17 protein-coding genes are annotated in these 23,703 nt (G+C 66.9%); 10 read left to right on the forward strand and 7 right to left on the reverse strand.

The features are described from left to right. Positions 1–48: 48 nt before the first annotated feature. Positions 49–381, reverse strand: a complete 333-nt coding sequence (locus SB771_RS25890) for a DUF2322 family protein (RefSeq protein ID WP_105833665.1) — start codon at positions 379–381, stop codon at positions 49–51. A gap of 219 nt (positions 382–600) precedes the next feature. Between SB771_RS25890 and SB771_RS25895 the strand changes: the two genes are divergently transcribed. Then, on the forward strand, positions 601–927 hold the full coding sequence (locus SB771_RS25895; protein ID WP_175659820.1) for a thioredoxin family protein: 327 nt from the start codon (positions 601–603) through the stop codon (positions 925–927). A gap of 10 nt (positions 928–937) precedes the next feature. Beyond that, the gene (locus tag SB771_RS25900) at positions 938–1,357 is read left to right on the forward strand and encodes a secondary thiamine-phosphate synthase enzyme YjbQ (protein WP_175659819.1); all 420 of its coding nucleotides are present in this window, start codon (positions 938–940) and stop codon (positions 1,355–1,357) included. Between the two features lie 54 nt (positions 1,358–1,411). Here SB771_RS25900 and atsR read toward each other — a convergent pair whose 3' ends face one another. The 3 genes from atsR to SB771_RS25915 form a co-directional block, all read right to left on the reverse strand. Then, positions 1,412–3,223 carry a hybrid sensor histidine kinase/response regulator AtsR gene (gene atsR / locus SB771_RS25905; protein WP_175659818.1) on the reverse strand — a complete coding sequence of 604 codons (1,812 nt, stop codon included), beginning with the start codon at positions 3,221–3,223 and terminating at the stop codon, positions 1,412–1,414. 9 nt (positions 3,224–3,232) lie between these two features. After that, entirely contained in the window at positions 3,233–3,733 is a 501-nt protein-coding gene (locus SB771_RS25910; RefSeq protein ID WP_165752380.1) for a molybdopterin-dependent oxidoreductase, read from the reverse strand. Positions 3,734–3,794: 61 nt separating this feature from the next. Beyond that, positions 3,795–4,685 (reverse strand): helix-turn-helix domain-containing protein, encoded by an 891-nt coding sequence (locus tag SB771_RS25915; protein ID WP_175659817.1) that lies wholly within the window; start codon positions 4,683–4,685, stop codon positions 3,795–3,797. Between the two features lie 356 nt (positions 4,686–5,041). Between SB771_RS25915 and SB771_RS25920 the strand changes: the two genes are divergently transcribed. From SB771_RS25920 to SB771_RS25955, 8 genes are all read left to right on the forward strand, one after another. Continuing rightward, entirely contained in the window at positions 5,042–5,629 is a 588-nt protein-coding gene (locus tag SB771_RS25920) for a tetratricopeptide repeat protein (RefSeq protein ID WP_175659816.1), read from the forward strand. Positions 5,630–5,751: 122 nt separating this feature from the next. Beyond that, entirely contained in the window at positions 5,752–6,579 is an 828-nt protein-coding gene (locus tag SB771_RS25925) for a hypothetical protein (RefSeq protein WP_011660079.1), read from the forward strand. A gap of 520 nt (positions 6,580–7,099) precedes the next feature. After that, complete coding sequence (locus SB771_RS25930) at positions 7,100–10,168, forward strand: ATP-binding protein (RefSeq protein WP_175659815.1); 3,069 nt, start codon at positions 7,100–7,102, stop codon at positions 10,166–10,168. Positions 10,169–10,289: 121 nt separating this feature from the next. Continuing rightward, a complete protein-coding gene (locus SB771_RS25935) occupies positions 10,290–10,478 on the forward strand; it encodes a hypothetical protein (RefSeq protein WP_168736183.1) in 189 nt (62 codons plus the stop codon). Positions 10,479–10,833: 355 nt separating this feature from the next. Beyond that, a complete protein-coding gene (locus SB771_RS25940; protein WP_105833672.1) occupies positions 10,834–11,493 on the forward strand; it encodes a response regulator in 660 nt (219 codons plus the stop codon). Positions 11,494–11,574: 81 nt separating this feature from the next. Further along, positions 11,575–14,574: an ATP-binding protein gene (locus SB771_RS25945; protein ID WP_175659814.1), complete on the forward strand. Its 3,000-nt coding sequence runs from the start codon at positions 11,575–11,577 to the stop codon at positions 14,572–14,574. Next, positions 14,574–14,810, forward strand: a complete 237-nt coding sequence (locus SB771_RS25950; RefSeq protein ID WP_165752386.1) for a hypothetical protein — start codon at positions 14,574–14,576, stop codon at positions 14,808–14,810. The genes SB771_RS25945 and SB771_RS25950 overlap by 1 nt, the downstream gene beginning before the upstream one ends. A 59-nt stretch (positions 14,811–14,869) precedes the next feature. Beyond that, entirely contained in the window at positions 14,870–15,019 is a 150-nt protein-coding gene (locus SB771_RS25955; protein ID WP_165752387.1) for a hypothetical protein, read from the forward strand. Between the two features lie 290 nt (positions 15,020–15,309). Here SB771_RS25955 and SB771_RS25960 read toward each other — a convergent pair whose 3' ends face one another. The 3 genes from SB771_RS25960 to SB771_RS25970 all read right to left on the reverse strand — a co-directional run bounded on the left by SB771_RS25960 (position 15,310) and on the right by SB771_RS25970 (position 23,383). Next, positions 15,310–18,768, reverse strand: coding sequence for a GLUG motif-containing protein (locus SB771_RS25960; RefSeq protein ID WP_175659813.1), 3,459 nt, complete (start codon positions 18,766–18,768; stop codon positions 15,310–15,312). Positions 18,769–19,003: 235 nt separating this feature from the next. Further along, on the reverse strand, positions 19,004–21,595 hold the full coding sequence (locus SB771_RS25965) for a GLUG motif-containing protein (protein WP_175659812.1): 2,592 nt from the start codon (positions 21,593–21,595) through the stop codon (positions 19,004–19,006). A gap of 183 nt (positions 21,596–21,778) precedes the next feature. After that, positions 21,779–23,383 (reverse strand): ShlB/FhaC/HecB family hemolysin secretion/activation protein, encoded by a 1,605-nt coding sequence (locus tag SB771_RS25970; protein ID WP_244096746.1) that lies wholly within the window; start codon positions 23,381–23,383, stop codon positions 21,779–21,781. Between the last annotated feature and the right edge of the window lie 320 nt (positions 23,384–23,703).

The following is a 23,703-nucleotide window of genomic DNA, read 5'->3' on the forward strand; positions in this document are numbered from 1 at the left end:
TGCGACGCGGCGGGCCAACGGCTGGGCAGCGATGCGGCGCACGTCGGCTCAGCCCTGCGCGATCACGTCGATCCGCAGTGCTTCGCCACCGTCGACGATCGCCAGCAGACGATCGACGTTCGGATGCGCACCCGGGCGGTTGCGTGCGTCGGCGGTGTGCTCCGCGAACACGGCGAGACCGTGCTCGGCGGCCTTCGCATCAAGTGTGCCGAATGCCTGCTTCAGGTAGTGATACACCGCGAGCGAGCCTTGCTTGCCCGGCTGGTTCTCGATGCTCGCGACCACGTCGCCGTTCGCGCCGACGAGATCGATGCGTGCAATGCCGTCGATGGCCGGCAGTTGCGCGAGGTTGTCCTTGAATACTTGGGTCGGTTGAATCACTGAAACACTCCGTCGGTTCGGTCATGGGCCAATCGGGCCGTATCTTATCCGATCGTCATCCGGCCAGCCGCGGTGTACCGGTGAGCCGCACCGCGCTGCCCGCCGCCGTCGGCATCGCGCGGGCTTTTCCGCTAGAGTAGGAGATCACCGGCCGCATCCGCCGCCCACGCCGGCACGCGGCGGCCACGTCCCGCCATTGCATTGCACACGAGGGCCCCGATGGACATTGAGCAACGCTACACCGCCAATGCGCCGACGCGCGCGGAAGTCGACGCACTGGCCGGTAATACCGTGATCGAATTCGGCGCGAACTGGTGCGGGATCTGCGCGAGCGCGCAGCCCGCGATCGTCGCGTCGCTCGCCGCGCATCCTGACGTGCGGCATCTGAAGATCGAGGACGGCCCGGGCCGGCCGCTCGGCCGGTCGTTCCGCGTGAAGCTGTGGCCGACATTGATATTCATGCGCGACGGGGTCGAAGTCGCGCGCGTCGTGCGCCCCGCCGACGCGAAGCAGATCGAAGCCGAAGGCTTCGCCGCACTCGCCTGAGGTGGCCATCATGCAACAGGCCATCACGCATATCGGCGTTGAAACGCACGGGAGCGGCCTCGTCGAGATCACCTCGCAGGTGCGTGCGTTCGTCGACCAGCAGGCGATCCGCACCGGGCTGCTGACCGTGTTCTGCCGCCATACGTCCGCGTCGCTGCTGATCCAGGAGAACGCGGATCCGTCGGTGCAGCGCGATCTCGAACGCTACTTCGCGACGCTCGCGCCCGAGGACGCCACGCGCTACGAGCACGACACCGAAGGGCCCGACGACATGCCCGCGCATCTGCGCACGGCGCTCACGCAGGTGCAGCTGTCGATCCCGGTCGAGCATGGACGCATGGTGCTCGGCACCTGGCAGGGCATCTATCTGTTCGAGCATCGTCGCGCGGCGCATCGGCGCGACATCGTGCTGCATTTGATCGGCGAATGAGCGCGGGCGCGCGAACGGACGGGCAGGCCGGCCCGTGACGCAGCGCGGCCGCGTTCAGCCGAGCAGCTTATCGACGAGCGCGCCGAGTTCGCGCAGGTGAACGGGCTTCGGCAGGAACGCGTCGAACTCCCGCTGGTTTTCGCGCAACGCGGCCGATTCGTACGCGCTGACGCCGAGGATCGACGCAAACCGGCCGTCGTCGTCCGGTTGCGCGGCCATCCGGATGCGGCGCGCGACTTCGAAGCCGCTCAGGTCCGGCAGTTCGAGATCGAGCACGACGAGGTCGTACCGCGCGTCGCGGAAACGTGCGACGCCTTCGTGCCCGGTGCCGCACAGATCGGTGTCGAGGCCGAGCGCCGACAGCATCGCGCCGAGCGTTTCGCGCGCGTTGTCGTTGTCGTCGACCACGAGTGCGCGGCGGTTGCGATGCACGTCGACGGCCGGCCATGCGGGCGCGTCGACGGCCGTGTCGGCGGCATCCGGCGCCTCGGCCGGCAGCGTGACGACGAACTCGCTGCCTTCGCCGACGGCGCTGCGCACGTCGACATGGCCGCGCAGCGTCGTCACGATCTCGCGCACGACGGCGAGCCCCATCCCGATGCCGTCCACATGCAGGCCGACCGCGTCGTTCGCACGGTAGAACGGCTCGAAGATCTTCGGCAGATGCTGCTTCGCGATACCGGCGCCCGTGTCCCGCACCGCAAGTTTCAACTGCCGGCCGGCCGGCGTGTCGACGAGCCGGATCGATACGTGGATCGATCCGTCGACGGTGTACTTCACCGAATTCTCGATCAGGTTGGACAGCACCTGCCGCAACAGCTTGCGATCGGAGCGGATCGCGAGGTCGTGCGGCTCGACCAGCTGCGAGATCGCGATCCGTTTGGCCGCGATCTTCGCGCGCAGCGGATCGAGCACCTCGGCGAGCAGCGACGCCATGCCGACCGTTTCCGCTTCGGCGAGACGCTTGGTCGAGCGCAGCTTGATGTAGTCGGTCAGGTCCTTGACCAGCGCCTCGAGCGACGACGCGGAATTCTGCAGCCGCCGGATCGTCTTCAGGTTCGCGTCGGATTGCGGCCGCGCGAGCAGGATCTCGATCGACCCGCAGATTGCCTGCAGCGGCGTGCGCAGTTCATGGCTGACCATCCCGAGGAACGCGTTCTTCGCCTCGATCATCTCGAACGCGCGATCGGATGCCTTGCGCTCCGCATCGAGCGCCGCATCCTGGCGCTCGAGCAGGTCGTCGCGCGTGCGCATCGTATAGAACAGCAGCAGGAACAGCGCGCACAGGATCACGCCGAGGATGATGCCGAGCGACAGGATCGCGCGCTGTTTTTCCTTCAGCTGATGGAACGTGAAGTCGCGCTGCGCCATCTCGATCGCGCGGAAGTAGTTCGCGAGGCCGTTGACCTTCGGCCAGTGCGCATTGACCTCGTCGATCACGCGCTGTGCGTCGTTCGGTGCGTCGCGCAACGGCGGCACGTCGCGCTTCAGGCGCGCCATGAATTCGCCGAGCGCCGCGATCTCGCCGCGCGCGCGCGGGATGCGCAGCCAGTATTGGGACACCTCGGACGGCCGCTGCAGGAATCCGAACGACACCGACAGGCTGTCGAGCTGCATCTGCACGTGGTCGTAGTCGTCGTCCACGTGCGTCGCGTAGAGAATCAGCTGGCGGTCGAAGCGCGTGTAGACGTTGCGGTATTGCGCGGCGGTCCAGAACACGCCTTCGCGCGGCCCTTCGAGCACGCCCTCGTTGACCGACGTCGCGAGCAGGTCCCACAGCAGGAATGCCCACGCGGCGAATCCCAGGATCCACAGCGACCCCAGGACCAGGATGATCTTTCTGTTCTTCCACCGCCCGCGCTTCATGTCGCCCGCTTACTTCACGGTCAGGCCGATGATCTGCCACGCGAACTTGGCTTCGCCGAGCGGCGTCTTCAGCTCGTCCGGATACTGGTCGCGCGGATACATGATCCACAGCGGCCCGTAGTTGTCGTTGCCGAGCACCTTGCCGTTCATCGTGCGCGCGAGGATCACGCCGTACTTGTCGGCGTCCGACACGGGGATCGTGAACGTGTACTCGTCGATGCAGCGGAACTCGATCTGCGTGCCCTGCGCGTCGACGGTCTTCAGTACATCGGACAGGCGCGGGCCGGTGAAGGTCGCCTTCGGCGTCCAGCTCGTCGACGTGACGATCGTGTACTGCGGCAGCGCCATCAGCGCCTGCTCGGAAAAGACGAACGTCGTGTTGCCGGGCTGGTTGCTGCGGCCGATCTTGCCGTCGACGGTGAACGTGAACGACGCGGCCCAGCTCGCGGCGGCCATACCGAGCAGGCCGGCCGCGACCAGGCTCTTGATCCAGATCGTCGAGATTCGCATGTGTTTCCCCTCGGTCGTGTTCAGGTTCGTGTTCGTGTGATGGTGGTTGTTCGTTGTGGTCTCAGCTCGCGACGGCGGCGCCCGCGGCGCTCGCGGCGGCCGGCAGCGCGATCTTCAGTTCGCGTGCGACTTCGGCGAACAGGATCGGCAGGCGCACCGGCTTTTCCTCGCAGCGCGCGTTGTAGTGCGACACGATGTGCGCGATCTCGTCCTCGCTCGCCTCGCCGGTGGAGATCTTGCCGGTCAGCAGGAAGATCGGCGCGCCGCCGTTCTCGCTCGAGCGGATGCCGCGCACGAGTTCGGCGGCTGTCTGGTCGCCGAGCATCCAGTCGAGGATGTAGCCGTCGAAGTCCTCGACTTCCAGCGCCTTGCGGAACGACGCGCCGTCGAAGTAAGGCACCGCGTTCACGCCTTTTTCGATGAAGTATTCGCACACGGTTTCGGCGACGTCCTGCGAATCGTCGACCACCGCGATCCGCGCGGCATAGACGGTCGGCTGGCTCGAGCGCAGCTCGATGACGTCGACCGGATAGGTGCGGCCTTCGCGCGCATGCTCGCGTTCGGTGACGATCCATTCGCCCTGCCATTGCAGCGCGACGAAGTCCGTTTCGATCTGGCTGCTGGCCTTCGCCGAGATCGCCGCGCGGCAGCGAAAGCGGCGCGATTCGATCACGAGCGTCGCGTCGATCATTTCGGCGGCGGCCGGCTGCGTGCCCTTGTCGTCGAGCAGGATCGCGGGCGGCACGCCGAAGTGCGTCGCGATGTCCTGCAACTGCGACAGGTTCCACGGGATCAGGCCTTTCATCTTGCGCGTGACGACCGAGAAACTGAGGCCCAGCACGTTCGCGATCGTCGTGTTGTGACTGCGCGGCGGAATGCCGTTGCGCGTCAGCAGATCGCGCACCTTGGTGGCGGTGATGAGATCGACGTTGGCCTGCTCGCTAGTGGACATCTCGAAAGGGTCTCCTGGGTTTTAGCGACGAAGAGCATATTCAAAAGTGACGCGATACGCAAACTTTGAAATCGCGATTGACCTTGACATGCCATATTTCTCCATTATTATTGCTCACCACGTCACTATTGTTTGTCGCGTCAGGTTTGGAGGCCGGTATCGAACACGGTCATCTGGCGAAAAGCGGCAGCCAGAGCGTGACTGAACGATTCAAAGAGAGAGCCTGAGAGAGCCTTGGACTGCGTGTCGGCGTTGGCGAATTGTATTCGCCTCGCCGCACGCAAACCGGGTACGCGCTCGCGGGGGTGGGATAGCGCGAAGCAGTGCGGCGCAGATAAAACGTGGGGAACGCACACATGTATCGCCGTTTGCTGGCACCGGGGCTGCTGTTGCTGTTGGCCGCGTGCGCGCAGGATCCGTCCGTTACCGGCAACACCGTGCGGATCTGCGATGACACAGGTTGTTCCGATCGCCCTAAAGATCAGGTGTCCTATCAAAAAAGGGACGATGCGGACGACCGCGAAGATCCGCGTATCGTCGCGCTGAAGCAGGCCGCGAAGGCGCAGCCGAAGGCCGCCTACGACCTCGGCCTGCGTTATTTCCGCGGCGACGGCGTGCGCCAGGACAGCTATCAGGCACTGAAGTGGATGCGCGACGCCGCCGAGCGCGGCGACCTGAACGCGCAGAAGGCGCTCGGCAGTTTCTACCTGTTTGGCCTCGAGGAGATGGGCTCCGATCCGCGCGAAGCGGACAAGTGGCTGTCGATCGCGGCGAGCCGCGGCGACAAGGAATCGAAAAAGCTGCTCGAGCTCGCCCGCAAGGCCAAGAAGGAAGACGAGGAAGACTGGAAATGGCGTACGCAATGGCGTGACGTCTATTACGGCTACTGGTACTCGGGCTATCCGTACTACGGCGTCTGGAACCAGACGTACTGGTACTACTGACCGGACCGAACGCAACGGGGAGCTGCCGCGGGGAGACCACCATCGCGCAGCCACGCCGGGGGGCTTATCGAAGTTCGCACGAACATATAAGCCGAACAACGACTCTATCGATCGATAACGACATGAAGACCAACCTTTCCCAACGTCTCACTCAAGGTGCGCTGGTTGCAGCGCTTTGCGCGTCGGTCGCCGGCTGCGGCGGCGTGGTGACGCCCGGCGGCCAGAACGCGGGCGTGTCCGGCGCCGCGGCGGGCGGTGCGAGCGCCGGCGCCGATACGACGCTGCAGCGCTGCACGTCGCCGCTCGGCACGATCGCCGTCGACGACGGCCGCAACGCCGACTGGTGGGGCCCGTTCGGCAGCGCGACCAAGATGACGACCATCGACCCGTTGCTGCGCCTGGCCGTGCAGCAGTCGAACTGCTTCGTGATCACGTCGATCGGCAACCAGAAGAGCGACGCGCGCCTGTCGCGCATCACGCAGTTGCAGCGCAACTCGGGCGAATACCGTGCGGGCTCGAAGCAGCAGAAGGGCCAGCGCGTCGCCGCCGACTACTACATGGAACCGCAGATCGTGATCAACGATTCGGCGGTCGGCGGCATCGGCAGCATGATCGGCGGGCTGATCGGCAACAGCGCGGTCGCGGCCGTGGCCGGCCATCTGCAGACGAAGGCATCCGTCGTGACGCTGACGCTGTTCGACGTGCGTTCGGCCGTGCAGATCGCGGCGTCGGAAGGCAGCTCGACGGCGACCAACTACGGCGCGGCGCTGGGCGGATTCGGCGGTGGCGTGGGCGGCGCGCTGTCGGGCTTCTCGGCGACGCCGGAAGGCAAGGCGACCGTCGTCGCGTTCATCGACGCGTACAACAAGATGGTCGTCGCACTGCGCAGCTACAAGGCGCAGGACGTCAAGGGCGGGCTCGGCCGCGGCGGCCAGTTGCAGGTCAATTGAGGTTCCGGGCCGGCGCTGCGTGCCGCCGGCGGCAATGCAGCAGGCCCCTTTCTATTTCAAGCCGGCGAACTGCACGGGTTTCCTGTGCACGACGCTGAATCCGTTCACGCAGAACTGAGCGGGCGCTGCCGACCCGGCGCGCATCGCGCGGGCCGCTCCTTGCCCGGCGTTCCGCGCGGGCCGAACCGGGTACGTTGGATGCGCCGCATCGCCCCTGAATTGCATCTCGTGCCGTCGGCTTGCCGGCGCAATTGTATTGGCGCGCGCGGACCGGGAGCGATGTCACGACTTGTCCGAGGGGACAAGACGTTATGGGGGATTGCGTCGCTAGGATTCGTTCGAGTTCAAAACAAGCATTGAAACAAATCGGACATGTACTAAAAGGATAATACACAACTGATTTTCGCAGTGTCGTTTGGCATGATCGGGATGTCTCTATCCCGAATGCATTCATCGTGACGCCCAGCCCGGCAGGGAATCTGCCGCATGTCCGCATCCCCGGGCGCCGTCACGCCGAGCCATGCCATACAGCACGCTTCAGTCCATTCGCCGCTACCAGAGCATTTCGATGTTCGGTGGCGGCATCGTCGTCACGATCCTGATCCTGATCGCCTGCGGGCTCGGGATCACGTCGATCGTTTACGGCTATCTGGACGGTGAGCGGCGCAATTTCCTGAACGGCGTCGAAGAGGCGGTCGACGAGGTGCAGGTGGCCGAGACGTCGTTCCGCAACGGCGTCGCGAACACGCAGCTGATCTGGCACGAGCTCGGCGCCGCGCCTCCCGATGTCGTGAATGAGTTTTTCGCCAACGGCCAGCAGCTCGCGATCAAGCCGTATCCGTCGCTCGTGGTCGGCGTGCCGGGACAAACCGGGCAGCGCGACGAGGTGGCGCGTTATCTCGCGCTGTCGTTCCTGCTGTCGCGCATCGGCGCGGCGAGTTCACTCAATCGCGGGCGCACGCTCGAGGGCTACCACTACAGTACGCGCACGGGCATGTTCGGCTTCGTGCCGCATCTGTCGCGTGACAATCCCGCGCTCGCGACGCCCGACGCGCGCGCGCGTGTCCTCGCGGCGCTGCACGTCGATTTCGACGGCCCGGCGCCGACCGACGGTCGTCCCCACGTTCGCTGGCTGCCGCCCTACATCAATCCCGTGACGGGGCAGGCGCGTATCCGGATCGCCGCCGAAGCGCGCGCCGACGGCCGGCCATTCGCGGTGCTCGTCACCGAATACGCACCGGAATACCTGCTGTCGTGGCTGCCCGGGCGCGGGCCGGCCGGCGTGTTCTTCATCGCGTCGGCGGACAACCGGCTGATCGCGATCGATCCCGGCGTCGAGCGGACCAACGCGCTGACCGAGCGCCTGCTGAACCTCGATGTCGCGCATGCCGACCGGGCAGCCGACGAGCCGCTGTTTCGCGACGGCGCGATCGTGTTCCGCTCGCGGCTCGCGGCCACCGGCTGGACGATCGCCTATGTACTGTCGTGGGCCGACGTGGCGGCCGGCATCGGCGTGCAGGCCGGCGCGCTCGCGGCGTCGACGCTCGTCGCGATCGTCGTGATGTGGCTGCTGCTCGTGCGATTCCACCGGCGCGTGCTCGTGCCGGTCTACGCGCGTTCGGCCCGCGTGTTCGAGAGCGAGGCGCTGTGCCGCAGCGTGATCGCGATGGCGCCGGTCGGCATCGGCCTCGTGTCGCTGTCCGACCGCCGCGTGATGCTCGCGAGCGACGTGCTGGCGCAGATGCTCGTCCCGCACGGCGGCGATCACCACGCGTTGGCCGCGCAGGCGCTGGCGCAATACGACGCGTTCGTCGCGAACGGCGGCTCGGGCCGCACGATGATGACCGAGCTCGTGATCGATGCGCACGGCGACGCGCCGCTGCACCTGGAGGTCATCGCGCACAGCGCGCGTTACCAGGGCGAGGACGTGCTGATCGCGATTTTCGCCGATACGACCGCGCAGCGCCGGCTCGTGCATCAGCTCGAGGAAGCCGTGCGCGCGGCCGATTCGGCGAATGCGGCCAAGTCGTCGTTTCTCGCCGCGACGAGCCACGAGATCCGCACGCCGCTCAACGTGATCCTCGGCAACCTCGAGTTGCTCGAGCGCACGGCGCTCGATGCGTCGCAGCAGAGTCGCGTGCAGACGCTGCGCGCATCGGCCGAGGGCCTGCTCGCGATCGTCAGCGACATCCTCGATTTCTCGAAGATCGAGGCCGGCGCGATGACGGTCGAGTCGATCGAGTTCGACGTGATCGCGGTGATCGAGCGCGAACTGGCGGCGTTCGCGCCCGTCGCGAGGGCGAAAGGGTTGCCGCTGTTCGCCGATATCGATGCGAGCGCGGCGCAGCGTATGCGTGGTGATCCGACGCGGCTCGCGCAGGTGGTCGGCAACCTGCTCGGCAACGCGATCAAGTTCACCAGCGAAGGCCGCATCGTCGCGCGCGTGGCGGTGGGCCACGACGTGGGCGGGAGGCCCGAGCTCGCGATCGGCATCGAAGATACGGGCATCGGGATCGATCCCGCGCAACATGCGAGGCTGTTCAAGCCGTTCTCGCAGGTCGACGCGTCGATCACGCGGCGCTACGGCGGCACGGGGCTCGGGCTCGCGCTGTGCGATCGGCTGGTCGCGGCGATGGGCGGGACGATTTCGGTCCACAGCGCGCCGGGCATCGGCAGCCTGTTCACCGTCCGCCTGCCGCTGCGCATGGGCATCGTGCCGAAATCGCCGGTGGTTGCCGGCGACAGGCGGACGCTGATCGTCGTGTCGCCGGAGGACGCGTGGCGCGCGTTCGCCTTTCCGCATCTGCGTGCATGGGGTTTCGATGTCGCGATGCATCCAAGTCCGATCGGGATAGCCGCCGGGTGCCTCGTGCGTGCTCATGCGATCGTACTCTTCGGCGATTCGGACCAATGGCGACGGGAGGAGCTCGACAGTCTTGGCGGCGGCACGCCGGTCGTGCTCGCCACGCCGGACGGTCCGCTGCAGCCCGACGTCGCGGGTCGCACGATCCGCGTGTCGAGCTATTCGCTGAACGGGCTGCGCACGGCGATCGAGCAGGCGCGCGTCGCGACTGCCGAGCAGCGGCCCGCGCCTGCCGGCAAAGCCGGTGATGGGCAACCCGAGACGGCTTCCGGCGCGCGCGTGCCACGCGTGCTGGTCGCCGACGATGCGTCGGTCAACGGGTCGATCTTTCGCGAGCAGCTCGACGTGCTCGGCTGCACGGTGCGGTGCGTGTCGTCCGGGGGGGCCGCGCTCGATACGCTCGCGAACGGTGCATGGGACGTGCTGCTGCTCGGCGCCGACTTGCCCGACATGTCGGCCGGGGAACTGGCGGAAGCCGTCCATGCGCGCGCGCTGCCGTGCGACATGATCGTCGTCGCATCGCATCTGGCGCCCGACGACGCGCAGCGTTACGCCGCATCGAACGTCGAGTGCGTGTTGACGAAGCCGGTGACGTTGGCCGACCTGCGTCGCGCGCTCGCGCGCGTCGCGCGACAGCGCGGAATCGCGTTTTCTGCCGCCGCGGCGGACGAACGGCCAGCGTCGAGAGCAATGGCGGCCGCGGTGGCCCACTGGCCGGGAAGATAAAAAAAGCGACGTCATGGCGGCATAGATCGCCCAGCGTTCAAAACGGGGAAGGCAGACACGCCGCATCGCATAGATGCCGCGTGATTTCGACTGAAGAAGGAAGGGTAAGGCCGTGCGCTATATGGGAAAGGTGTTCGGGCTGCTGCTTGGATTTGCGACGCTGCCGGAGAAATCCAGACGGGATTTCCTCACGAAGCTGAATGAATTCATGATGATGTCGCCGTCGCAGAAGCGGCGGGCCATCACCGAGTGGCAGCATGTCGCGGATGACGGGTCGGGCGAACCGGACAAGTCCGTGGCCAAACGTTAGGAAGCGGCCAAGGCCGTTTCGCGGGACGGGATGGATCGACGGTATGGGGAAGGCCGTCGATCGGATGTGCGTGGGCGGCGAATCGGCGCACGTGCCGCCGCCGTTGCGATGCCGTGTCCGGGCCAAGCGTACGGCGCGCCGGCGGTTGTCGAAGCCCGGCGGGCGCGGTCCGGCGCAAGCGGCCGCACGTCTATTTCTCGCGGCGACGCGGAACCCGTCTATTATCTTAAAATTACGCTGCGCACCGCCCGATTCGCAGAACATCGCAACGCGACCGTGTCGCGAGATGGATTCGAATCCCGGCGCGTCGCACAACATCGCACGTCGGGCCGCGTGTATCGGGAGAAGAATATAGATGGATGAATTTTTTGTGCGAGTGATGGTGGCGGACGATCATCCTTCGTCCGCACTCGGGATGTCGCAGGCGCTCGCGGGCAGCAGCACGATCAAGCTGCTCGGCACCGTGTCCAATTCGACCGACCTGGTGGCGATGCTCGACGTACAGCAGAGCGACGTGCTCGTCGTCGATTATGTGATGCCGGGCGGCAAGTATGGCGACGGTCTCGCGTTGTTGTCGTTTCTGCAGCGTCGCTATCCCGCGCTTCATCTCGTGACGATCACGATGATCGACAATCCGAGCGTGCTGCGCGCGATTCAGCGGCAGGGCGTCGGGTGCATCCTCAGCAAGTCTGACGCGATTTCGCATCTGGTCGGCGCGGTTCATGCGGCTTATGTCGGTGCGAATTATCTGTCGCCGTTTGTCAAGCAATTGCTGGAGGGCACCGAGACGTCGCCGGGCACGCGCACGCTGACGGCCCGCGAAATCGAGGTCGTGCGACTGTACGGCGCCGGCCTGACGGTTGGCGAGATCGCCGTTCAGCTTCACCGGAGCAAGCAGACGATCAGCTCGCAGAAGTCGAGCGCGATGAAGAAGCTCGGCATCGTCCGCGACGCGGACCTGATCCGCTATGCGAGCGAGGGCCAACTGCCCGAAATGCCCGGGACCGATGCGTAGACGGGTAACCGGCGGGCAGCACTGCGTGACCCGGGCGGCGCATGACGCCGTGCCGGCGCCGAGTCGACTTCGACGATCCGTATGCCCACCAAACTGAAAGCGCTGATTGCGAACGCCACCGCCACCGCGGGACGCAAGCCGTTCGAGCCGGGGCGCGTGCGCCGGCAGCAGCAATGGCTGCTGTACGCAAGCGGCGCGGCGATCACGGTGTTCGTGCTGGTGTGCACGGCACTTGTCGCGCGACTCGACCTGCAGGAATCGCTTGCGCAGTACCGGTCGGGGTTCCTGATACGCAAGGCCGAACTGCTGGCCGAGATGGAGGTGGTCAGGGCACTCCAGGTTCGCTACGTCGAAAACCTCGAGCTGATCGCCAAGCATGGCGCGAGCGTGTCGCCCGATACGCTCGGGCGGTTTGTCGACGATCACGGCAGGATGGTTGCCGTCGGCCACGCGGGGCGTGTGGCATTTGCGGCTTTCGCGCTCGCTTCGTCATCGCAACCGGAGAAGGCCTACGCGCCGTTGCTTCTCAAGTTGCTCGCGCAGGGCGAGGTCACGGGCAACATGCCGCCGCAACAGGCCGGCGATCCGGGAATGGGCGCGTACATCATCGATCCGGACGGCAATTTTGTCATTGTGACGGGGTACCCGCTGGTCAAGCAGGCGCTGGCGCTGCCGGCCGGCTTCGACATCAAGGCATTGATTCGGCAATTGCAACCGCCGCCCGACTTCGTGTCGATGGCGTCGGCATCGGATAGCCGGGAGGTTCTGCTCGATCGGCGCGATGACCCGCTGACCGGACGCTCGACGCTGCGGTTCGCACAGGCGGTGCGCGATCCGCAGGGCAAGCCGGTCGCATGGTTCGTCGCGGTCAGCCGGCCGGAGATCGACGATTTTCTGCGTTCTTCGTCCGCCGGCAAGGATTACGCGCTGGTCAGCCCGGCCGGGCAGGTTCTGACCGGCCGCGAGATCGACCCCGCGCTGACGGCCCGTGCGCTCGACTATGCGCGCAAGGCGGGCAGGGAACGGGCGGCCGCCCATCGCGTCGGCACGAATATCGTTATCGGCAACCGGATGCCGGGGTTTCGCGAGGTGTTGACCGCGACCTTCTCGTGGCGCAGCCTGTTCGATGACATGGCCGGCCGCCTGGGGGTCGCAATCGGTCTCGCGCTGCTGGCGATCGGAACGGTGTGGTTCGCGATCGTCATGTTCGACCGACGCGCGCTGCGCCCGGCGAACCGTCGTGCAATCCGGCTGATCGAAAGCGAGGCGCTGAACCGCACGCTGATTCGCACGGCGCCGGCCGGTCTCATGCTGCTGTCGCTCGCCAACGGCGACACCATGGTGCGCAACGAGGCCGCGCAGGCCTACGGCGACACCGATGCGGCGGCGTCGCTCGGCAAGCGCATCTGGCAGGCCTATCACCGCAGTATCTCGGGCGGCCGGGCGCCGCGCGTCGTCACGCACGAATTGTCGGTCAGCCTGCCCGGCGGCGGGACGACCTATCTCGCCGCGCATATCGTCCGTACGCGCTATCGCGGCGTCGATGTGTTGCTCTGCACGCTGACCGACATCACCGCGCGCAAGCAGATGGAAGACAAGCTGCGCGAGGCCCGGGAGGCGGCGGACGATGCGAACAAGGCGAAGTCGACGTTTCTCGCGACGATGAGCCACGAGATCCGCACGCCGCTGAACGCGATCGTCGGCAATCTGGAATTGATGGAGCGCGCGCCGTTGCCGGCCGAGGAGCAGCGACGCCTGCAGACAGTGATGTCGTCGTCGGATGCGTTGCTGCGCGTGATCAACGACGTGCTCGATCTGTCGAAGGTCGAATCGAACCAGATGGTGCTGGAGGCCGTGCCGTTCGATTTGCGTGCGGTTGTGCGCGACGTCGCCGCGATCTTCCATCCGCTGGCCGCGGCCCGGCACCTCGCGCTCGAATGCAGGATCGACCCGCAACTGGCCGACGGTTATGTCGGCGACCCGACTCGCCTGCGTCAGATCGTGTCGAATCTCGTCAGCAACGCAATCAAGTTCACCGAGCGCGGCAGCGTGACGATCGAGGCGCGACCGACAGGCGCCGTCGGCCAAGCGCGCGGCGTCGAGGTGGTGGTACGCGACACCGGTATCGGCATCGCGCCGGAGAGCCTGCCGACGTTGTTCGACGTGTATGTCCAGACCGATGCGTCGATCTACCGGCGCTTCGGCGGCACGGGGCTCGGGCTGCCGTTGTGCCGGCGCCTCGCGCGGCTCATGCATGGCGACCTGGCGGTCGAGACCCGGCCGGGCCAGGGCGCGACGTTCATCGTGTCGCTGCCGCTGGCCGCCGCCCCGTCCGGATGGCGCGTCGCGTTCGACGAGACGGAATCCACCGCGTCGCCGTTGCCGGCATACGCGGACGACGAGACTCCGCTGCGCGTGCTCGTCGCGGAGGATCATCCGGCGAGCCGCGCGCTGCTGCGCGATCAGCTCGATGCGCTGCATTGCGACGCCATGCTCGTCGCGAACGGTGTCGAAGCGATGCGCGCGTTCTTCGCGCATCCGTTCGACGTGGTGCTGACCGATCTCGGCATGCCGGAACTCGACGGCTTCGCGCTCGCGAACTTCCTGCGCGAGCAGGGGGCGAAGGTGCCGGTGATCGCGATGACCGCCCATGCGACCGAGGAGGATCGGCGGCGCTGCGCGCAGACGGGCGTCGCGGAGGTCGTGCTCAAGCCGCTGTCGATCGATGCGCTCGACGCGGTGCTGAGGCGGCATGCGCTGCGGGGCGAGCGGGGCGGATCATCCACGGATCACGGCAAGCAGTTGGTGATCACCGAGGAGATCCGGCAGAAGCTGCGCGCGTCGACGCTGCATTCGCTGGCGGTGATCGGCGATGCGTTGCAGCGTGACGACGCCGATTCGATCAAGATCGAACTCCATTCGATGCGCGGCGGCTTCGCGATCGCCGGCGACATCGACGCGCGAGACGCGTGTGCGGATGTGGAAACGGCCGTGAATGCGGGCGGGGTGGATGCAGTGAAGGCCGGCTGGCCGGATTTCCAGGGCGCCATCGCGCGCGCGCTGGATCGGCTGCGTCACTGATGCCGCGCAGGCCGGCGCTTGAAGCGCGGCATCCCGACATCCCCGTCGGAACCATTCGACTGAATACTGAAATCGCGCTCGGGCGTCGTGCTGCCGACGCCGTTGAAAACGCGCCAGCCGACGAGGCCGCCGGCCCACGCGCGCTGGCCAGCCGTCACGTTGCCGTGTGCCTGCGACGCGCGGATCTGCGCCGTATTGACGCCGACGAGCCCGCCGGCCTTGCTGTCGTCGCCTGACCGGTGGACTCGATCCGATTTGGATCGAACTGCATTCGCTACGAGGCGGCTTCGCGCTGGTGGGCGACACGGTGGCGCGCGATGCCTGCGCGGCGATGGAGGCCGTGGCCGGGAAAGACCGGGCTCTCGATGCGCTCGGCGCGCACTGGCCGGATTTCCGGGACCGGATGAGACAGGCGCTCGACCGGCTGACCGCGGACAAAGGCTGACGGGCCATCGTTCGATGTCGCGTCGGGCGGTGGCGCGCTGCCTGACGATTCCGGGTCGATTATCGACACCTGTCCGGGCGGGCGATATTGGACACGGCGGGGCAGAAGCCGGGACACAGCGATTCGTGATCGATGCGACGAGCAGGCGTGGCGAGGCACGCATGTCGGGCAGACGGGTCGTACGCCGTTGCCCGACACTGTGCAATCGGATGGTTTTCCGATCGACGAAGGAGCCGCGGAAGCCGGCATGATTCAGTTGCGCATCATGCGACTTCCGCGGTCTTCGTCGATCAGTTGATCGGCTTGCGGCCCGAACCGACGAGCGGCATCGACGGATCGCGCTGGGACGCGGTGTTGCCGATCAGCGTGCCCGCGTTGAAGCCTACCAGTGCACCGTAGTTCTGGCCGGCGTTCGCCGCGACCACGATCCGGCTGCCGGTCGACGATTGGCCGATGTAGCCAAAGCTGCTTCCGGCGAGCCCGCCGAGCGTCGCCGAGACGCCGCCCGACACCGTGCCGCTCGACGACGCGCGCAGGATGGTGCCGTAGTGCTTGCCGGCGAAGCCGCCCACGTGGCTGAAATCGCCGCCATGAACGTTGCCGGTGGCACTGGAGTCGGTGACGGTGCCGGCCAGTTGGCCGACCAGCCCGCCAACCGCGCTGTCTGCGCCCGCTTCGACGTTACCGGCGGCCTTCGATTGCGTCACCTGTCCGGCGTTCATCCCGATCAGTCCGCCCGCAGACGACGACCGGCCGGCTCGCACCTTGCCCGTTGCGGAGGACGCGGCGATCGTGCCCGTGTTGTGGCCGACCAGCCCACCGGCCTCGCCGTTGTTCCCCGTCGTCACGTCGCCCGATGCCTGGGATTGCCGGATCGTGCCGCGGTTGTCGCCCGCGAGGCCGCCCACGAGGCCGTTGTCGCCGGCCAGAACCGTGCCGGATGCACGCGACGCGTTGATGGTGCCGCCGTCGTTCGTGCCCACGAGCCCGCCGGCCGAGCTGCGGTTGGCCGCGTGCACGTTGCCGGTTGCGCGCGACGCGTCGATCTTGCCCCGGTTGAAGCCGGCAAGCCCGCCGACGATGCTGTCGTCGTTCGCGTTGACGCTGCCTTCGGCCGATGCCGTATCGAGGTTGCCACTGTTCCAGCCGACCAGACCGCCGGCCCACGAGCGGCGGCCGGTCGTCACGTTGCCGTGCGCCTGTGCCGCATGGATCTGCGCCGTGTTGATGCCGGCGAGGCCGCCGGCCTTGCTGTCGTCGCCTGCGTTGACGTTGCCCGTCGCGGTTGCCGTATCGAGCATGCCGGTGTTGTTTCCGACGAAGCCGCCGGCACTGCTCGAACGGCCCGCCGAGACGTTGCCGTGCGCCTGCGACGCGCCGATCGTGCTGCTGTTCGAGCCGGCGAAGCCGCCGACCCGTGCGCGATCGCCTGCCACCACATCGCCGTCGGCGCTCGACGCGTCGATTTCGCCGAAGTTGTAGCCGGCGAATCCGCCCGCGACGCCATCGTTCCCGACCGTGACCTTGCCGCTTGCCTGGGCGTTGCGAACGGCGCCGAAGTTGAGCGCGACGAGGCCGCCCGCGCCGGCGTTGTTGCGCGCCGTGACGGACGAACGGGACGACGAGTTGGAAATGACGCCGTTGCCTTCGTTGATGCCGACCAGACCGCCCGCCATCCCGGAGTCACCCGTCGCGATCACGTTTCCGGCGCTGGACGAGGCGTCGATCAGGCCGTCGTTGTCGCCGACGAGACCGCCTGCCGTGCCGGTGCCGTCGACGGTGACGCGCATGTTCGCATGGCCGTCGCGGATCGTCGCGACCTTGCCGTTCTGCCCGACGTTTTCGCCGACGAGGCCGCCCAGCGACGCCGTATTGTTATCGCCATAGACCTGCCCGGACGCGCTGACGTGCTCGAGCGTGCCGCCGCGATTCGCGCCGACGAGGCCGCCTGCGGCCGAGAGGTTGTAGGCATGAACGGACACGTCGTGTGCGGCGACGTTCGTGACGGTGCCGGTGTTGTAGCCCGCCAGCGCGCCGACGGTGCCACCCGTTCCGCCCGCCGTTGCCGTGATGTCGCGGAGCGCCAGATTGGCGATCTGCCCCGTGTTGGCGGCGAACAGCCCGACGTTCGCCGTGCCGTTGTAGATCGACAGCCGCTGGATCGTGTTGCCGAACCCGTCGAACACGCCGGAGAACGCGTTGTCGCCGCCGATGCTGCGGAATTTCGCGTTGGCGCCGTCGACTGCATTGCCGAGCACGTAGCGGCCGTTCAGGTTCGTGTCGACGTTGCGCAGGTCGGCGAGCGTATGCAGCACCGTGTAGTCCTCGCCGTTCGAGCGATACGACGCGTCCTCGCCCGACAGCGTCACGACGGCCTTGTCGTTCGAGAGCGTATGGCCATCGCGCGCATTCAGTTCCAGATGTGCGTGGCGACCGGTGAGGCTGACCGCGTCGTCGATCCGGATCTGCTTCGCGGCGTTCACCTGCAGGCGCGCAGCGTTCCCGGATGCGGACACGTTGTTGTGCAGGTTCACGTCGCCCGTGGCCGACGTCAGCGTGAGCGCGTTGTCGCTGTCCCACGCGACCGGGCCGCTGACCGTCAGGTCGTGCCGTGTATTCGTCAGTGCGACGTTGGTCGTGCCGAGGTTGCGCGACAGCGTGTCGGCCGCGATCGACTGGTCGGCGCCGCCCACCCCCGCGTTGGCAGCTTCGATCGTCCACGTGCCTGCGCCGTTGCCTGCGTGCGTATCGACTTGCGCGTCGCCTGCGACGTTCACACGTTCGCCGCGCGTCGTGACCGAGCCGGCCGGCGCGCCGGACTCGGCCGTGCTCGCGTCGAGCTTGCCGCCGACCTGCACGGTGCCGCCGTCGAGCGTGATCTTGCCGCCGCGCGCGTTCAGGCCGCGTGCCTCGATCGTGCCGGTGTTGTTGACCACCGAGTCGAGCAGATTGCCCGCCGCGCGCGCGGTCATCAGTACCTGGCCGCCGTCGGCCTTCAGCAGGCCGCCGTTGCTGGCCTGTGCGTCGACCGCGCCGCCGTCGACCTGCACGTTGAGCAGGCCGTTGCCGTCGAAGTTGACCGTGAAGGCGTTGCCGGCGCCGAGCGCGACGCTGCCCATTTTGGCCTGGATCACGCCGTTGTTGGTCACGCGCGCACCGAGCAGCGCGATGCTGCCGCCGTCGGCGGCGGTGAGCGTGCCGTGGTTGACCACGGCCTGCTTCGACGAGCCGGAGAAGCGGTAGTTGCCGGCGAGGAAGTCGGCGTCGGAGAGGTTCTGGGTCGATGCGACGAGGCCGCCGACGTTGACCTGGGCGCCGGCACCGAACATCACGCCGTTGGGGTTGACGAGGAAGACGCGGCCGTTGGCGGAGATCTGGCCGTCGATCTGGCTGCCGTTGCCGCCGATCACGCGGTTCAGCGCGAGGGACTTGTCGGTGGGCTGGTGGAACGAGACGCGCTCGCCGTTGGCGACGCTGAAGTCCTGCCAGTTGGTGATGAGCTTGTCGGAGTGCTGGTTGATGTTCATCGTGCGACCGTCGTCGGTGCGCACGATGTCGGCCTTGCCGGAGGTGATGGCTTCGCCGGAAGGCAGCGCGAAGGCGGGCAGGGCGACGAGGCCGAGCAGCGAGGCGGTGGCGGCGGCGAGACGCTTGCCGCTACCGGTCTTGCCGCGACGTCGCGCGGTTTCCCCGACCGCGGTCCAGCATTGCTGCGTCTGGTTCCATACCAGTGCATAGGTCTTGTTCATCGTTCTCGTTTCCTTAACGTTGGGTGGGTGAAACGATTTGGCATTTTTCGAATAGAGGATCGAAGTCGATCGCTCGACGAGGGCCGGCGCGCCCCGGATGTCGAAACAATTGGTTTAGGGGTACGACGGGTTTTCGCCAGTGCGCAGCGACAAGAAGAACGGCCGGCAGATCGAGGGGGCGGCACGGATTCGCGATGAACCGCGAACCCATGCCGCTGACTGCGGGTCGGGGGCGTTACTTCACGGGGCCCATGATCTTCTTGCCGTCGATCGTGCCGTTCGGGCTATTGGTGCCAATCGTCATGACGTTGGCAGCCGGCCCGGAGGTCGAGCTCGATTCGATGCTGCCGTCGTTAAACCAGACGAGACCGCCGACGAACGGCAAATTACCGGTGAAGGTCGCCGTCGACGTCGAATGACGGATCGCGCCATAGTTGGCGGCAACGAGGCCGCCGACAGCCGATTGGGTGCCGGCGATCGTTGCCGACGACGACGCGTACTCGATGCGCCCCTTGGCTTCGTTGACGCCGACGAGGCCGCCAATCATCGAGAGAGGCGTCGTGTAGTTGCCGCTCGCCGACAGTTTGCCGCTTGCCGTCGCGTGTTCGATCGTGCCGAAGTTGCGTCCGACGAGGCCGCCGATACTGCTCCCCGGGCCCCCCGACGCCGTGACGTTGGCCGACACGTTGTACAGCGTGCCGTAGTTGCTGCCGACGAGGCCGCCGACGTTCATGTAGCCGCCGCCGTCCACCCGGCCCCGGCTGGACGAGTTCTCGATGGTCGCGCTGTTCTTGCCGACGAGCCCGCCGATGCTTTGCGCATTGGCTGCGGGATAGCTGGCATGCGCGAGCGAGATGTCGACGTTGGCGTGACTGTTCGTGATGGTCGATTTGCCCGTGTTCTCGCCGACGAGGCCGCCGATGCTGAGCGTTTCCGGCCGCCCGGACACCCGGCCGTCGAAGCGGAGGTTGTCGAGCGTGCCGTCGCGGTTGAGGCCGACGAGGCCGCCTACCATGCCGTACTCGCCGGCGTTGTTGGCGACGGTCATGTTCTTCGCATCGACGTTCCGGATCAGGCCGCCGATGTTGATGCCGACGAGGCCGCCGAGCATGGGGCTGTAGGCGCCCGCGGTCGTGCTCGCGGTGATGGCATCGAGCTTCAGGTTCTCGATCGATCCAATGTTCATCGCGAACAGACCAACCGCCATATTGCCGGGGTTCGTGACGTTCAGGCGGCTGAGCGTGTTGCCGAGACCGTCGAACGCACCGGTGAAGTAGCGATTGCCGCCGATGCTGCGGAAGTTTGCGTTGGCGCCGTCGATCGCATTGCCGAGCACGTAGCGGCCCTTCAGGTTCGTGTCGACGTTGCGCAGGTCGTCGAGCGTGTGCAGCACCTTGTAGTCCTGGCCGTTCGAGCTGTACGACGCGTTCTGGCCGGACAGCGTCACGACGGCCTTGTCGTTGGAGAGCGAGTGACCGTTGCGCGAATTCAGTTCGAGATGCGCGTGGCGACCGGTCAGCTTGATGGCATCCTTCACGTCGATGCGATTCGCGGCGTTGACCGACAGGCTGGCGTTGTCGCCGGTTGCGGCAATGGCCTGCTGGAGATCGACGCTGCCGTTCTTCGACGTCAGCGTGAGCGCGTTGTCGCTGTTCCACGCGACCGGGCCGCCGACCGTCAGGTCCTGCCGCGTATTCGTCAGTGCGACGTTGGTCGTGCCGAGGTTGCGCGACAGCGTGTCGGCCGCGATCGACTGGTCGGCGCCGCCCACCCCCGCGTTGGCAGCTTCGATCGTCCACGTGCCTGCGCCGTTGCCTGCGCGCGTATCGACTTGCGCGTCGCCCGCGACGTTCACGCGTTCGCCGCGGGTCGTGACCGAGCCGGCCGGCGCGCCGGATTCGGCCGTGCTCGCGTCGAGCTTGCCGCCGACCTGCACGGTGCCGCCGTCGAGCGTGATCTTGCCGCCGCGCGCGTTCAGGCCGCGTGCCTCGATCGTGCCGGTGTTGTTGACCACCGAGTCGAGCAGATTGCCCGCCGCGCGCGCGGTCATCAGTACCTGGCCGCCGTCGGCCTTCAGCAGGCCGCCGTTGCTGGCCTGTGCGTCGACCGCGCCGCCGTCGACCTGCACGTTGAGCAGGCCGTTGCCGTCGAAGTTGACCGTGAATGCGTTGCCGGCGCCGAGTGCGACGCTGCCCATTTTGGCCTGGATCACGCCGTTGTTGGTCACGCGCGCGCCGAGCAGCGCGATGCTGCCGCCGTCGGCGGCGGTGAGCGTGCCGTGGTTGATCACGGCCTGCTTCGACGCGCCGGAGAAGCGGTAGTTGCCGGCGAGGAAGTCGGCGTCGGAGAGGTTCTGGGTCGATGCGACGAGGCCGCCGACGTTGACCTGGGCGCCGGCGCCGAACATCACGCCGTTGGGGTTGACGAGGAAGACGCGGCCGTTGGCGGAGATCTGGCCGTCGATCTGGCTGCCATTGCCGCCGATCACGCGGTTCAGCGCGAGGGACTTGTCGGTGGGCTGGTGGAACGAGACGCGCTCGCCGTTGGCGACGCTGAAGTCCTGCCAGTTGGTGATGAGCTTGTCGGAGTGCTGGTTGATGTTCATCGTACGACCGTCGTCGGTGCGCACGATGTCGGCTTTGCCGGAGGTGATGGCTTCGCCGGAAGGCAGCGCGAAGGCGGGCAGGGCGACGAGGCCGAGCAGCGAGGCGGTGGCGGCGGCGAGACGCTTGCCGCTACCGGTCTTGCCACGACGTCGCGCGGTTTCCCCGACCGCGGTCCAGCATTGCTGCGTCTGGTTCCATACCAGTGCATAGGTCTTGTTCATCGTTCTTGTTTCCTCATGGTTGAATCGATTCGGTATGTGTGTGGATATGATCTGCATACCTGATGAATCGATGGAGGCGGTCGTAAATGATCGCCCGTTCGGAGTGAGGCCGGCCCGGTTGAGGCCGCCCGACACTACTATCCGGCGGAGTGAGGCTCGTCGCCGGACAGCTCTTGCGGCCGCTCAGAAATACTGCGCGGCCTGTAACCAGACGCTGGGCCCTCGCGTGACCGTGGGTACGTCGTCGGCCGTACCGAGCGGCCACGCTGCCGTCAGGCTGACCTGACTCTTCGCGGCATACCAGGTCAGTCCGACACCCGTGGCGGAAAGCTGCAGCGTGTTGAGCTCGTTGCTGCGCCATGGCTGCTTGTTGATCTGCATCCGTCCGGTGTCGACGAACGTACTCAGTTGCCAGCCCGGCGCGGCGAGGTAGCGAAGCTCGGCCGTGGCCTGCCAGCCCTGGTCTCCGCTGCCCGCGCTGAGGGCATAGGCGCGCACGCCGTAGGGGCCGCCGAGGGTGAATTTCTCCGATGCGTCGAGATTGCGCGATGCGAGCTGTGCGCTGAACTGTGTATAGAACTGGAACCGGGCGCCGAGCGCTTGCAGGCGCAGCGCATTCAGGCTCAGCTTCGTGAAGCTGCCGTGCGTCTTCGCGAAGGTATTCATTTCAAGCGGATCGTTGCCGCGCATGCGGCCGACGCCCAACGTGGCCGAGAACGAATTGCGGCCGCCGCCGAATGCGTCGTCTTCGTTGTAGCCGCTGACGGAGAACGACCACAGGCCCACGTTCTTGTCGCCGACGAATTCGAATACGCCGTAGTCGTCGTGGAGGTTCTTGTTTTCGTAGAGCACTTGCGCGGTGACGTTCGCGCGGCGAGTGCGCACCAGCGGCTGCGTCACGAACGCGCTCTGGACGCTCGCGCGACCGTGATAGCCGAACGGCCGGAACGTGCCGTTGAGCCGATAGGCCATTTCGGAATAGCCGACGCCGACCCGTGTCGACGCCGGGCCGACCGGGAGCTGGTAAGCCGCGCGGTAGTAACGCTGGTTCGTATTGCTGGTCAGCCCGCGCAGCGTGAGTTGATCGCCGAGTGTCAGCGGCGAATTAACGGTGAGACTGCCGGTTGCGCGATAGTGGCCCGTGAGCGGATCGCCGAAATTGTCGAGTTCCACCGAGCCGGTGGCGAATCGGCCGCGTTCCGCGTCGATCACGAGATCGGTCGTGCCGGGCTGAGCGCCGGCGCGCAGCGTGCCTCGCGCATCGACGCCGGGCAGCTCGTCGAGCAGCATCAGGCTGCGCTCGAGATCGGCTCCGCGCACGACGGCGCCCGGCTGCAATGCCCCGAGCGGCTGGCCCAGCACGCCGTCGAGCACGCGCGAGCGGTTATGCAGTTCGATGTGCCCGTAGCGGCCTTCGGAGATGGCGATGCGCACGACGCCGTTTTCGATGTCCTGGTGCGGCAGGTACGCGCGCGCCAGGACGTAGCCGTGTTCGCGGTAATAGGTGGTGATGCGGCCGGCTGCCTGCTGTAGCTCGGCGAAGCTCAGGTCGCGGCCGACGAGATCGTCGAGCAGCGTGCGCAGGCGTGCGGTGTCGATCGCCCGGTTGCCTTCGATGTCGAACGCGTGGACCGACACGCGCGGGCCTGCTTCGGACGCGGCTGGGGCCGGCTCGTCGCGCCGGGCCGGAATCGCAAGATCGGGCGCGGCCGGAGCCGGCAATGCCGGGCGAACCGTTTCGACGTCGCGCAACGACTGGCCCGCGCCCGGCAATTGCGCATGCGCCACGCCGTGCAGCGAAAGGGCGGCGCCGGTCGCGCATGCCGCCCGGATCGCCGAACGGGTGAGCGGGCCGGCGCGCCGCCCGGTCGGGCCGCGAAGCGATGGCGAGCGGACAGCGTGCGATGCGTGTGCCTGTGTGGGTTCGTCACGGACGCCGCGTAAGGCGATGACAGAGCGGACTGAGCGGATTTTCCACCTCGGATGCGTTGGCCTGCGCGAGCCGGTGCGTGGATATCCGCCCCGGTCGATTGATATGCCGGGGATGCTACGGATCGGTGCCGCCCGTGAATATTGAACAAGTACGAGCGAAGTACGAAGATTCGTCG

Origin of the sequence: Burkholderia sp. SIMBA_051 (assembly GCF_046534915.1) — a bacterium.
GTDB lineage: Bacteria > Pseudomonadota > Gammaproteobacteria > Burkholderiales > Burkholderiaceae > Burkholderia > Burkholderia ambifaria.